We start from the raw sequence: 14,202 nt of genomic DNA, 5'->3' as shown, positions 1-14,202 counted from the left end.
TTACCATTCCATAAATTTCTGAATAATCATTATCCTGTCTGATTCCCTCTCAAGTGAAAGAAGGGGGAATCCGAGAGTCAGGACTTTATAATTCCCTTTAAAGCCGATTCCGGCGGCAAAATCATTATCCGCATAGCGGAGCAAAGTTCTTCCTCCCTGAAGAGCGGTGAAAGAATCAGCAGAGTGCAGCCTCATGTAAGGTTCATGTTCATTATAATCCAGAGGCACCGGCGGACTTTCCTGATATATACCACGCTGTACCGGTTTCAGAAGCCTGCTTTGTGAAAAGCCCGCGCTCCACCGCCACTTCAGATATGCTGAGGCGAACTGCGGCAGAGTGGTATCGCTTTTCCCCGCTGCATGGATATCCGTGCCGATATATGCGCCGCTCATGAACAGTGAGCCGCCGCCATCAAGATAAGCAGCAAGACGGTCTTTAAGCAATGAGGTCATCACCTGATACTTTGGTTCCAGACGGTTTCTGCCAGGCAGAGTTGTCGTCTTTTCCCGCTCAAAGATGAAATCAGCATACCGGTATTCACTCAGAGGAAAGTCTCCGGTTTCCACAGCCTCATCTGAAGCTGAGACAAACGACCATCCGAGTGCTTTATATATCAGTCCGTGGCGATAGGTGTAATCAAAGGTATTTCCCTGTTTCACACGCTTTTCATAATCCGCTGCGGATGAACCATGTCCGGGCCGGTCGTTGGTGATAAATGCGGATTCGGGATTAAAATCATACTGATAGCCGGTAAAAGCCAGATCATAGCGGTCAGGTATTCCGGCATCCAGTGTTGAAAGAAATCCCGCGAAAGAGGGGGTGCGCACGGTCGCGGGACCTGAAACTCTGTCAAAGCTGTTAACCAGCGCGGCTGTTCCTTTTGCTGAGGGAGCTGCATATACACACAGTTCTTCGGATGGAAAACTTTCTCCCCCTTCGTTAAAAGCGGCGACTCTGAACCGGTATACCACTCCCGGCTGCACCGGAACTTCGGCTGAAGCAGCGGTTACAAACAGGCCGTTGTCATAGCCGCTTTCATCCTTTGCGGTGTAGAGTATATATCCTGAAGGAGCAGCGGTTTCCTCAAGCGGATCCAAAACCGGCCTCCAGTTGAGCACTGCTGATGTTGTTCCTTTCAGCCGTGCGGAAAAATGAGAGACCGGCAGCGGCTGAACCGTATAGGGAACATCATACTGTGCTGACAGAAACCGCAGCATCGCCTTATATATTGAACGCGAAACCGTAAAACGGAATCCCGGGTCCTTAAACAGAATCATATCGGCGAAATTCTGATGCGAAAGCAGTTCAAGCAGCGCGGAGGGGAAATTTGGCCGGGCCGACTCGCTGTAATTGGCGTCACGCAGTTCTCTTCTTGTCCAGAGCGTATCATAGCCCGCCCGTATATCTTGCACAATCTGTGTTTGAAGAATATCGGAAAAATCGCGGTTTGCCAGCCGGGAAACGCCATCCGGGAAATAATATGATGAATCAAGCCCCAGACTGGTATATATCAGCAGCGTGCCGATGATGCTGTCATCTTTGGTTACTCCTGCATCGGTATGAAACGCAAGCGAAAGATCCATCGGGACGGAGAGTCCTCTTGCGCTCCGGTCACGGTTGGGACCGAACGGAGCACCGTACAGATAATTGCCGTATTCCGCGCGGCTCTGATAATCATCGTTATAGTCCCGTCTGTTGCGGTTCAAACTCCAGACTAACGTATCAGGCATTCCGGCATACTGAAGCCAGTATCGTGAACCTTCAATATATTTGGGCATACCGCTGGTCTGGCCGTTCCGTTTAACCACACCCATGCCTGCACCAAACCGCACAGCATCTGCTGTTATATATTTCCCCTTATGCGCTGAAGCATTGTTCAGGGTTACATTTCCGTTAACAGGATTCACCCCTTTGGCAAAATGAAAATCACCAAGATAAACCCAGGTTCCTCCCCCCGCTGACTGATTAATCAGGAATTTGGTCTCACCGCCGGTGTGGTGCACGGTATATCCCGCGTCAGACGAAGCAAGAGTGTCGTTGCCGTACGATATATAAACGGGGTAGAATCCGGTTTCGGGAATATCGGGTATGTAAGAAATTGTTATTCCGCCGTTTGGGTCAGCAGGCATCCGCAGATGAGTCCCCGCGCGGAAAGGATTATCAAACGTGTCAAGTTCCGCCTCAGCCATCATAAATCCGGGTGCCGCTGCTGAGAGACGCCCTTTTTCTTTCCCTTCTATGAGAAAAAGTGAATTACCCTTCGCGTAATGGTGTCCCGCATCATTATCAACCAAAACCTCATTAAGCTGCGTGCTCCGCTCTCTTGGCAGCCACACATTTGCCCCGGCATTCTGCAGCATGGGGATGATATACGGTATCACTATTGAAGCGGGCCCCAGGTCCTCCACCGATTCAAACAGCCGCGGCCTCTGCCACTCCCATCGCTGCTGATCATTGCTGTAGTACCATCCGTGGCTCTGCCAGAGAAGAATGTTTCTGTTAAAAAGACCCTTGCCGGCGGTCTCCGGTTTGGAAACATTGGTAATCAGCGGCTGCTCAAGCGAGGGTATCTGCGGAGGAATTCTGTCCCGGTTATAATCACTTTTTGAAGAGCGGAAGTAATTCGGAATCAGGTCCTCCAGGCGGGATCTGCCGCAGATTAGAAGAAAGCTGTAGCCGGGGTACTGCCGGTGATACAGGCGTGCAAGTTCAGCTCGGAGCGTATCTATTGTTGATTCACGAAAAGGAAAAAAACTTGTTTCGTAACTGAAGCGGATTTCAATTTCTCTTGACTCATCTTTAATGATCACGGAATCAGCTTTTGCCCTGCTGTGCATACCAAGCGTTCTCAGGAAATTCCTTAGCTCCTGCTCAGGTGACGGTGCTTTTACCGTTTCATCCAGGGAGACTGTTTTTCCGGGGGAACAGCCGCTCCAGATAAGGAGAAGGGGGATAAACAGGATTAGGGTGAGAAATAATTTTGCGGTATGTAGATGCATTCGCTTCATTGCGTTAAAAATTTAGTTTCTTTTTTAAATATAAGTAATCCGGCCTGTTCAGGCAGTGCATTTTGAGAGAAAACATTGCAGAATCGCCAGGAGGAAAAGACCAGTTTTGCTTTCTCTGTCACAAAGCGGAATTGTTTCGGGAGCAGAATCTCTTTAACTTTAAATTTACATTTTTTAAGAAAAGAAGAGTCCCGGTTCATGGCGGATAACAGTCATATTTACGAAAAAGTAGAAAAACTTTCATCACCCTTTGACTATAGTTCAGGTGAAGTATCCATTATTCTGGCGGCCGGCCACGGCAAACGCATTAAATCCCATCGCTCAAAGATGCTCCATGAGATATGGGGAGTCCCTACGGTTGAACGGGTATACAATGCCAGTCACGCTGCCTTTCCCGATGTAAACAGTATCCTCGTCGTGGGAATTAAAGCCAGCGACGTTATGGATGTGATAGGAAAACGGGAGAAAACACTTTTTGCCTATCAGGAAGTGCAGAAGGGAACCGGTCACGCCGTGCAAATCGGTCTTGAACGGATTACGCAGAAGGGCTTTAAGGGAACCGTCTACGTCCTCCCGGGAGACATGGGTCTTATAGATGCTGAAACCCTGTCCATGTTCAGAAAAAGTTTTTCTGATTCCGGCAACGACATGATGGTACTTACCGGGTTGTATGAAGGGAATCCTGAAGAAAACCAGTACGGCAGGATTGTCCGCATTAAGGAAAAAGACTGTGAAGGGAAAAGCTCCGGATCCGCCGCGGGAAGGGTGCTGGAAATTAAGGAGTATAAGGATATTCTCAGCCTGAAAGAGGATGAACCCTATTATGCATCCTACAACGGCAGAACATACTGCTACTCAAAGGCAGAACTGCTTGCCACGCAGGAATACAACTCCGGCGTCTATGCATTTGATTATGAAAAACTGCGTGAACTGGTGTTTTCCCTCTCGTCGGATAATGCCCAGAACGAAATATATATAACCGATCTGATTTCCGCCTTCAACGGCAAGGGCTATTCGGTCGGGGCGGTCAGCCCGAAGCATGAGTATGTGGTAATGGGCTTTAATGACAAGTCCGTCCTGAAGGAGATGGAAGAAATCTACCGCCGCAATATATACGCAAAAATCAAGAACATCATCGAGATAGATGACCCGGATGATTTTTATATTGAAGAAAGCGTAATGAATGATATCCTCGAAATGGATAAGGAGGGGATTCCCCTTGATATCCGGATCGGGCGCGGCGTGCACATCGGCAAAGGAGTGAAACTCAATTACAATGTCCATCTGAAGAAAAATGTTACCGTTAACGGCAACGTAATTTTCGGGAAGAATGTAACCGTGTGGGAGAATGCCCTCCTTTCAACCTTCCCGCATCAGAAGTTTCAGATCGGAAATAATGTTGAAATCCTATGGGGGGACATCATCAAGGGGCAGATTACCATCGGGGATGGCTCCCGCATAGAGTCAAGCGTAAACATGACCGGAAGTGATGAGTTCCCGATAGTCATCGGCAAAGGGGTGCTCATTAAGGGAACCAGTTATATTTTCGGATCTGTCATAGAAAATGACGTTCATATTGAGCACAGTGTTATTATCAGGAAAAGAGTGAACCGTCTGATCAAGCGGAACGGGGAACTGCAGAAAGTACGTTTCTATCTGCCAATGCCTTCAGGGGTTGACGCGGTTGAGTCACTCTGACGAGTGAGGCAGCGGAAACAGGGGAATATGAGGAATGGTTTAAAATAAAAGATGATGAGGTTCCGTGAGGAATCTCATCATCATCTGCAAACTTTAGAAAATTAGGCGGTCTTTGCTGCTAAGCCGTTAACGTACTTGGTCAGGGCAGACTTTTTCCGTGAAGCATTATTCTTGGGAATTCTGCCTTTGGTAGCCATTCTGTCCAGAACTGCAACTGCTTCTTTATAGGTCTTATCCCCTTCTTCCTTTTCGGTAAGGGCATAGACTTTTTTGATCAAAGTCTTCATCTGGGAAACGGAAGCTTTGTTAACTTCGTTTCTCCTGGAGTTGGTTCTGATTCTCTTTTTAGCTGATTTGTGATTAGCCATTATTATTCCATTAAATTAGAGCCTACAAAAATAGGACTAAGACGGTTAATTGTCAAATAAATTTTCCGGAATATCATCTCATGAAATGCTATCTCATTGAAAAACAAGGGGATAAAGTCTTCCGGCTCGAAACTTTATGGGATAAAGCCACTCAACTCCTTATAAATTAAGGGTTTAATCACCTGATTCCGTTCCTCTCCGTATAAAAAGTCATTGATTTCCCCTCCCTGAACATAGTATATTTAAAGATAACTTTTTTTATATTAGGTGAGGATGACCGGAACAGTAAGATTCTTTTTATTAGTTGTTGCACTTCTTCTTCCGGGTCTGACGGAAATTCAGCCTCAGATAGTTTTCCGGGAACCGGAATCCTTAGTAACACAGCCTTCTGCTCTGGATTATCTCGAAAAATCAGAACTCCGGACCAAAATCATTCTCAACGGCGGTTGGAAATTTTCCAGCAGCGGTGATGATTTTACCACCGTTCAGGTTCCGTCGGCGTTTAACCGCCCCGGAGAATATATTTTTGAGAAGGAATTTCAGCTTTCCAAATCCGACATCAATTCATCCACCTTTCAGCTCCATTTTCTCGGACTTAATTACTCCGCTGAAATTTCGGTAAATTCATTTGTCATCTACAAACATGGCGGCGGGGAATATCCTTTCTCCCTTTCCCTTGCCCGTGATCTGCTTCATTACGAAAAACCAAATATCATCAGTATTAAGGTTTCTACCCGTCTGGATTCCAGAAACACCCTTCCTTTCAGGCAGCGTTTTCTGAATCCGCTCCCTGCGTTCGGGATTTTTCGTGATGTCTACCTCCTGCAAAGCCCGCAGGTATATATCAACCGCAATTATTTCCGTTACAAGGTATCCTCCGACGGCAAAAAAGTTTCAACGGTCAGCGGCGTTAAAATTTCAAACTTTACCTTCCAGAAAGATTCGCTGATCAGCGGTGACCAGTTCACCGTTAAAGTCGGATTTCAGAATCTTGTAACCGGTGAGATGACCGAAGTCACCTCAGGCGCGGTTACCGTCGGACGCGGCAAGGAAGCAAATATCACAATACCGGCTGATATCGTAAATCCGCGTCTCTGGACTCCCGCGCAGCCCGACCGCTATCAGATCCGTTACCAGTTGTTCAATGGTCCGGTGCTGGTAGATGAATACAGCCGCCCTTATTCGTTCTTTCACCTTGCGGGTACCGATGACGGTATGCAGCTGAACGGCCAGCCATTCGTGCTGCAGGGAGTAACTTATATACCATCTTCATCCGGAGCCTCAGGGCTTCCCGGTTACGCGGATTTCGAAAGCGATCTCCGCATTATTAAGGAAACCGGATTCAACGCGGTGCGCATTCCCATGATGCTGCCCCATCCTTATATACTGGATGCCTGTGAACGGCTCGGTCTCCTGGTCTTCGCGGAACTTCCCCTGAATGCCGTTCCTTCAGACCTCCTCGGAGAACAGAATTACCGTAACCGGGCGCGCAACTATCTCAATCAGTATATACGCGGCTATTCGGGCTACGGCGCCATTGCTGCGGTCGGATTCGGAACCGGATATATCGGCGACCAGGCGGGTGTATCGGAATTTTTCGCTGAGCTTTCTTCTGTAACGGAAAAGGGGACAAACTGGCTTACCTATGCATCCTTCATCCCGGCTGATATTGTTTATCCGGAAGGACTTGATTTTTACGGTGTTGAATTCACCGGCATGCCTCTGGAGAAGATGAAGGAATCCTACACCATGCTTCAGGAAAAGCTGGGAAAAGGGAAGATGTTTGTCAGCGAAGCGGGTTATCTCGCCAATCTCAGAGGCGCAAGCGGATATATCAATCCCAATTCATTTGAAGCCCAGGCAAAATATTTCCAGGATGTGCTCACCTTTTTTGAAACCGGCAGCCACAGCGGATGGTTTCTTCATACCATGTTTGATTACCGCGCTTCCTACAGTTCCATCGTCTCCGGATATAACAGTGAAAAGCTGATCAATTACGGAATTCTAGGAGAATCACGGAAAAAGGAAACACGGCTTGCCTATAAGGTGATACTTGCAAAGATGCTCAATCTGGAGCGGGTAACCATACCGATCGGCATCAGCCACACCGATTCCCCAATGGAATTCATTATCGCCGGACTGCTGATGGCGCTGCTAACCGGGCTCATGGTGAACTCAGGAAGAAAATTCAGAGAGGAAGCGCTTCGTGCTCTGATGCGCCCCTATAATTTCTTCTCTGATGTGCGAGATCACCGGATGATCTCCGGCATGCAGACCTTTATACTCGCGCTGATTTCCGCCGGTATTCTTTCAATCGTGCTGATGAGTCTCCTCTATAATCTGAAGGACAGCATTCTGTTTGAGAAATTCCTTCTCTCCTTCAGCAGTGAGAATATTATCAATATGATGAGCTATCTTACCCGCCACCCGCTGCAGGGAATGCTTGTTATGACGCTGCTCCTGCTGGTGAAATTTCTGGTCATTACCATCAGTATCCGCCTCTTTTCTTCCTTTGTGATGAACAAGGTGTATCTCTCTCACGCGTATTATATAACCATCTGGTCTTTTATTCCTGTTCTGCTCCTGATACCGGTGACCATTGTGCTGTATCAGTTTATCCATGAGAATGAGTTCGCGCTTTATATATACATCGCGCTCGGACTCTTTTTCCTCTGGATTCTTTTGCGGATTCTGAAGGGGGTGTATGTTATCTACGATACCAATCCGGTCAAAGTTTACGGATACGGATTCCTCCTTCTTCTTTCTGCCGTGGCAGCAGTGATTTTTTATTATCAGATTAATGATGCAGCATTCTTTTTCATCATGCGGGCATTTGCCGAAAGCAGGGTTGTTTAAAAATTGTATTTATCCCGATTAGAAATATTAGGTTTTAAGTCTTTTCAGCAGAAGACGGATGTGAAATTTAATCCGGGTCTCACCGGTATTGTGGGCCCGAACGGCTGCGGAAAGACCAATATCGTTGACGCGATCCGCTGGGCTCTGGGCGAACAGAAAAGCAGTACGCTCCGTTCCGATAAAATGGAGAACGTTATCTTTAACGGAACAGCCACTAAAAAGCCGATGGGTATGGCTGAGGTTTCTCTCGTTATAGAAAATCATAAGGGACTGCTCCCCAGCGAATATAATGAAGTGGTTATAACCCGCCGTATCTTCCGTTCCGGCGAAAGTGAATATCTCCTGAACCGGAATCTCTGCCGTCTGAAAGATATAACCAGTCTTTTTATGGATACCGGCATGGGCGCGAATGCGTATTCCGTGATCGAGCTGAAAATGGTTGAGTCCATTCTGAGCAATAAAGCGGATGAACGCCGGGTGATGTTTGAGGAAGCAGCAGGCGTGAATAAATATAAACTGCGCCGCCGCCTCTCTCTTAAGAAACTTGATGAGGTGCGCCTCGACCTCAACCGCGTGAATGATATCATCTCCGAAGTGGAAAAGCGCGTTGCCACGCTTGAGCGCCAGGCAAAACGTGCCGATAAGTTTAATGTACTTTCCTCGCAGCTGAAGGAGATTGAACTCGAGTTCGTTTCCCGCAAACTCGCGCTGCTTGAACTGGAAAAACAGGCGCTGTATATACGGAAGGATGAAACAGCTCAGAGGCGTTCCCTGATTGATGCTGAGATTGATTCGCTTGAAGAAAACCTGAACGGCCTGAAGCATGAACTTGATGCCATTGAGGAACAGCTCCGGGAAAAACGCAACGCTATTACCGCGGAGACCGAAAAAATTCACCATGCAAGCCAAGCGGTTTCCGTTACCGATGAAAGAAGAAAATCCCTTCAGAAAAATCTTCTGACCTACGAAAAGGAAATCGAAGACCTGAAGCAGGATGAGGAATATACCTCCTCCCTGATTGAAGAATATAAAGAGCGGATTGAAGAACTCTCCTCCGAACTGGCTACGCTCCGCGTACGCAAAGAAGAAATTGAATCTACTAAAGATATACGGGCTGAAGAGCTGGAAAAAAAGCGCGCCGGGCTTGATAATTTTTCTCAGGCGCTTCTGAAGAAACACCGCGACCTTTCTTATCTCGAAAATCAGATAGCTGCGCTCCGTAAAACCATTGATGGTGAGGCAGCACAGCTCAGACAGCGGGAAGAGCAGAAACTCAGACAGGATGAAAAAGCTGTGAAGTCTGCACAGTTCCTTGATAATCTGCAGAAAGACCGTGCTGAAACCGAGAGCCAGATCGCTTCGGCTGAAACGGAACTTGCCGAGGCACAGAAGCGGAAAGAACAGCTTGAACAGCTGCTTTCTTCCCTGCGCAAACAGGAGGCTGATGAAAAGAATCTCCTCTTCTCCATAAAGGATAAGATCACTTTTATTAAAAACCTGATTGATAATCTTGAGGGATTTTCAAAAGGTTCAAAGCTCCTCATGGAAAAAGATGAGTGGACTTCGGGCCAGAAAAATCTTCTCGGCAATCTTGGCAATACTCCGGTTAAATTCCGCCTCGCGGTTGAATCCGCCCTGCGGAATAATATCAATAATATCATCGTCAGCAGTATTGACGACGTTCTGAAAGGTATATCCCTCCTGAAAAGCGGAAACGCGGGGAAAGCATCATTTTACTTTGCGTCTGCTGAAGAGGAAAAACCGAAAGGACTAGCCGGATTTTTCAGATCATATATACGCAAAAAAGACCGGAAGAAGCTGGAACAGTCGGAAGGATTCATCAGCTGGGTGTATGATGCCATTGAAACTGAAACACGGTGGAAGCCGTTCTTCAGCAAAATTGTGCATGATTTTGTTATTACCGACACTCTTGAATCCGCTTTAAAACTTTCAGCGAAATACCGGGAATATACCTTCACCACGCTTGAGGGGGATATTGTTTATCCTTCCGGAGTAATTGAAGCCGGTTCCATCCCCGGTCCTGATGAAACCATCTTCGGCAGAAAAAAACTGCTGGAGGAACTTAACGGCGCTGTCCCCGGGCATGAGGAAAACCTTGCGCTTCTGCAGGGGGAAATTCATAAGGCTGAGGAGGAACTCTCTTTCATTGATCTGAAAACCATCAGTGACCGGATAAAGGTGCTGAATAATGAAATCAACTCCATCGAGCGGCAGATCAATCAGTTTGAGTATGAAAAGAAAAAAGCTGAGGAAGAATCTGAACGTCTTGCCGGTGAAATAAAAACTATCTCAGTTTCACTCGAAACAAACCGCAGTCAGATTGCGCAGAATGAGTCGGAATACACCTCATTCAAGGATGCTGTTAAGGCGGATGAAGAGCAGGCAAATACCCTGCAGCTTGAATATAAAAAGAGCGAGCAGGAAAATGCAGAACTAATCACAACTCTGAATGACGCTATCGTTTCCATAGAGCGTAAAGGAGGGGAGATCCGGAATCTTGAAAGCAGCATAAAGAACAGCGAACAGAATATCATTAATATACAGCAGCGCATCGAAAAACGCCGCAAAGATATTGAAACCGCTCAGGATGAGTATGATTATCTTGAAGAACTGAATACAGAACGCAGAATAGAACTGACCGAACTGCAGAACGGACGTGAGCTGCTGCGCGGTGAGGAAAAACAGATTGACGATCTTTCCAAAGAAAAGAAAGTGGTCGTGGTTCAGATTGAATCTGATGTCCATAAGAAAAGAAAAGAGAAAGAAGCCCTGGGAGATGAAATATTCCAGATTGAGCTTTCCCTGAATCAGCTCGCGCTGAATATCGGTAACCTGATTGACCACACAAAAGAAAGTTACGGCGTTGAACCTGAGGTTAAGGAATATGACGACCTTGGTACCTATGACTTTGACGGCATTCAGAATCAGATTAACGAACTGAAGCAGTCAAGAAAAAATCTCGGCGCAATCAACTTTGATGCATATACCGAGTATGAAGAGGAAAAAACCAGAATGGAATTCCTGCAGGGGCAGCGGGATGACCTGACGGTAGCGGAAACTGATTTGCTGAAGACGATTGAGGAAATCAACGAAACAGCACAGACCCTCTTTATGGACACATTCAATAAAATCCGTGCCCACTATATAAGCATCTTCAGAAAGCTGTTTAATGAGGGGGATGAAGCTGACCTCCGTCTTGAGGAAGATGCAGATCCGCTTGAAGCAAAAATTGAAATTATCGCTAAGCCGAAAGGCAAACGGCCTCTGACCATTGAGCAGCTTTCGGGAGGGGAAAAAACCCTGACCGCTATCGCGCTGCTTTTTGCTATATATATGGTTAAGCCGAGCCCCTTCTGTATTCTGGATGAAATTGACGCGCCGCTTGATGACGCGAATATTGACCGCTTTACCCGCATCATCCGGGACTTCAGCAAGGATACACAGTTTATTATTATCACCCATAACAAGCGCACCATGGAAGCCACCGACGCACTCTACGGAATCACTATGCAGGAGATCGGGGTTTCAAAACTGGTGAGCGTTAAGTTTAATGAGGAATTGGGCATAAGCGCCTGATTACCCGGAGCAACACTATAAGCCGATTCGTACTACTGCTGCTGGTTCTGTGGGGATACTTCTCTGCTGATGCCGGCATCAGCGCGGAGAAACTTGTCCCTGAAACTGCCGATCCCTTTAATATTGTCTATGTGAGGGACCGGAGTGAGGGAGGGTTTATCTTCTGGCAGGATTCGGTATCAGGAAAGAGCAGGGTAAGTTTCCAGACTTTTGACCGGAATAACCGCTACCTGCTTGGCGCGGGAGGCGTATATATATCACCCCCGGCAGAGGAGCAGGTGAACCCTGTTGCGTTTGCCCATCTCCCCGGTTCCTCGGTTCTGCTGTGGGAAAATACCGACGCGGAGGGAAAAACCGAACTTGCCGCGCAGAGATTTTCACTGAAGGGAAAACCGATGTGGGAAGAAGGGGGAGTGCATCTGAGCAACGGCGAACTGAATGTTGATGAATACCGGGGCACATCCGCGGAAAACGGCACGATATATATATTCTTTACGGAATCTGCGGGCATGAGCGGAGGCATTCTCAGCGGAATCCGTTTCTTCAGGATTACCTCTTCCGGATACGCGGAGACTCCCGTTAACGGAGAGATGATCTACCGCACCGGTTCGGCAATTCGTCAGTTGAGCATTTCGCCGAACAGCAAAGGCAGCATTCTGGTTTCCTGGCTTGAAAACACCGGCAAAGGTGAAGTTTTAAAGGCGCTGATGTTTGATCCTGAAACAGGAGAACAGGTCACCAAACCGCAGACGATATCTCACGCAACACAGCGTGTGCTCAGTTATACCATGGCCGCGGCTGATGATCTTTTTTATCTCTGCTGGCAGACGATGGGAAAAGGAAGAAATATCTATCATGAAGTTCTTAACGGATCAGGAAAAAAACTGATGAATAAACCGCTTGAAGAAGCGGTTAAGACCCCTGGCACCAACAGCAATCCGCAGGTGTTCGCTTCCTCCGGTGAAGTGGTTATCTCCTGGCTGAATGATAACAAGGGGAATGTCAGTCTGCTGCTGAGCAAAATACGCCTGAGCGGTGACCTGATTAAGAATGAATATATAAATGTTTTTGGCGTGAAGGAAAATACCTGGCGCTACGGACAGGTGCTCTACCCTGGAAACGGCGGTGAGGTGATCCTCTCCTGGTTTGAAGGAAGAAAAGGAGCATCAGCAACGGCACTCTATGTTCAGCGTTTTTCAAAATCACTGGTGCCTCTGCTGGCAGGCGGTCCCGCGCTTGCGGCCCCTTCCGCGGCAAGTGTCAGTTATATCTGGTTTTTTCCTGATGCGGTGAGCGGTGTGCTCGCGGTATATAAGGAAAAATCGGAAAAGGAAAATGCCATCACGGCTAAATATCTGCGCGGTGCCTCCGATGCTTCACCGGCGGTGACTGATATAGCAGTACAGGCTAGCGGCGACTCTGTTACTCTCCGCTGGAGCGTGGTAAATGAATCGCAGATCAGCCTGATGCAGCTTGAAAGGTATGAAGCCGAAGGAGATGAAGGATGGGTGGTTCTCGCGGAATTTACTCCGCAGTCCTTCAGCCCGGAACAGAATTACAGCTATTCCCACATGCCTTATGTATACGGAAATGTGGATTACCGGGTTGTGCTCACGGCAAAGAGCGGTGATGTGATAACCTCCGGCGCTGTAACTACAAAAGTGACGCCGGTACTTACATCCGATATAAAATTATTTCAGAATACGCCGAATCCGTTTTCCTCTGTCACGGTGATACCATTTTTCCTGGCTGAGGCGATGGAAGTAAAAATTGAGATATATAACTCACGCATTGAACGCGTCCGGCTCTATGAAATACCTGACGCGGATGAAGGGCTGAACAAGCTGGAAATCTCCGCGGATGATCTTTCCCCCGGAGTATATTTCTACCGCTTTACGGCAGGGGAGTATAAGGAAGTGAAAAAAATGGTAGTGTCCAGGGAATGAAAGACCGTCAGATAAAAATATTCGTAGATTTTGACGGTACGATTTCAACTGAGGATGTCGGGGAGAAACTCTTTATCGAGACGATACCGGAGGGAAAAGTTTTTCCGATTCTGGAAGATATCAAAACAAAATCCATCACCGCACGGGAGGGATGGAACCGGCTGTTTCAGGCGGCTGAGGGGCTGACCCGGAATAAAGTCGCGGAAATTGCCGGGACAATCAGCCTGGAAAAAGGCGTGAAAGAATTCCTGACCTACTGTTCAGAGCAGCAGTTTGATGTGTATATCCTGAGCGACGGGTTCGAGGAATATATAGAACCGATTCTCGGCAGGCATGGCATAACGGGTATTCCTCTTTTTGCTAACCGTCTTGCTGATGCCGGAAACGGAGGGCTCTCACCGGTATTCCCCTGGACTGATGAGGAGTGCCCCGTCTGCGCGAACTGCAAACGGAATCACCTGATCAGCAACAGTGCGGATGATGATGTGACGGTATATATCGGCAACGGATCATCAGACACCTGTCCGGTCGGTTATGCTGATTACGTCTTCGCGAAGGATTATCTTCTGAAATACTGCGAGAAGGAACGGATTACGTTCTTTCCGTATAAGGATTTTAATGATATCAGAAAGCGGTTCACTGAACTTGCCGACGGTAAAAAAATGAAAAAGCGCCACAGAGCAGAGACTCTGAGAAAGCAATTATATAAACTTGGTTAACAATCGAAA

7 protein-coding genes are annotated in these 14,202 nt (G+C 47.3%); 5 read left to right on the top strand and 2 right to left on the bottom strand.

Going from position 1 to position 14,202, the window contains the following annotated elements; genetic code table 11:
• Entirely contained in the window at window positions 1-3,000 is a 3,000-nt protein-coding gene (locus HRU80_16065) for a xanthan lyase (GenBank protein ID QOJ30304.1), read from the bottom strand.
• Between the two features lie 207 nt (window positions 3,001-3,207).
• Between HRU80_16065 and HRU80_16060 the strand changes: the two genes are divergently transcribed.
• A complete protein-coding gene (locus HRU80_16060; protein QOJ30303.1) occupies window positions 3,208-4,707 on the top strand; it encodes an NTP transferase domain-containing protein in 1,500 nt (499 codons plus the stop codon).
• A gap of 101 nt (window positions 4,708-4,808) precedes the next feature.
• Here HRU80_16060 and rpsT read toward each other — a convergent pair whose 3' ends face one another.
• Entirely contained in the window at window positions 4,809-5,075 is a 267-nt protein-coding gene (gene rpsT, locus HRU80_16055) for a 30S ribosomal protein S20 (protein QOJ30302.1), read from the bottom strand.
• 273 nt (window positions 5,076-5,348) lie between these two features.
• On the opposite strand from rpsT, the gene HRU80_16050 reads away from it, so the two are divergent.
• From HRU80_16050 to HRU80_16035, 4 genes are all read left to right on the top strand, one after another.
• A complete protein-coding gene (locus tag HRU80_16050; GenBank protein ID QOJ30301.1) occupies window positions 5,349-7,931 on the top strand; it encodes a hypothetical protein in 2,583 nt (860 codons plus the stop codon).
• A 3-nt stretch (window positions 7,932-7,934) separates the two neighbouring features.
• Window positions 7,935-11,528 carry a chromosome segregation protein SMC gene (smc, locus tag HRU80_16045; protein QOJ30300.1) on the top strand — a complete coding sequence of 1,198 codons (3,594 nt, stop codon included), beginning with the start codon at window positions 7,935-7,937 and terminating at the stop codon, window positions 11,526-11,528.
• Between the two features lie 131 nt (window positions 11,529-11,659).
• Complete coding sequence (locus HRU80_16040) at window positions 11,660-13,474, top strand: T9SS type A sorting domain-containing protein (protein ID QOJ30299.1); 1,815 nt, start codon at window positions 11,660-11,662, stop codon at window positions 13,472-13,474.
• Window positions 13,471-14,193 (top strand): MtnX-like HAD-IB family phosphatase, encoded by a 723-nt coding sequence (locus HRU80_16035; protein QOJ30298.1) that lies wholly within the window; start codon window positions 13,471-13,473, stop codon window positions 14,191-14,193. Before HRU80_16040 ends, HRU80_16035 begins: the two co-directional genes overlap by 4 nt.
• Window positions 14,194-14,202: the final 9 nt, after the last annotated feature.

Source organism: Ignavibacteriales bacterium, assembly GCA_015709675.1.
GTDB lineage: Bacteria > Bacteroidota > Ignavibacteria > Ignavibacteriales > Ignavibacteriaceae > H2-BAC3.
This window is presented reverse-complemented; position numbering and strand designations above follow the sequence as displayed.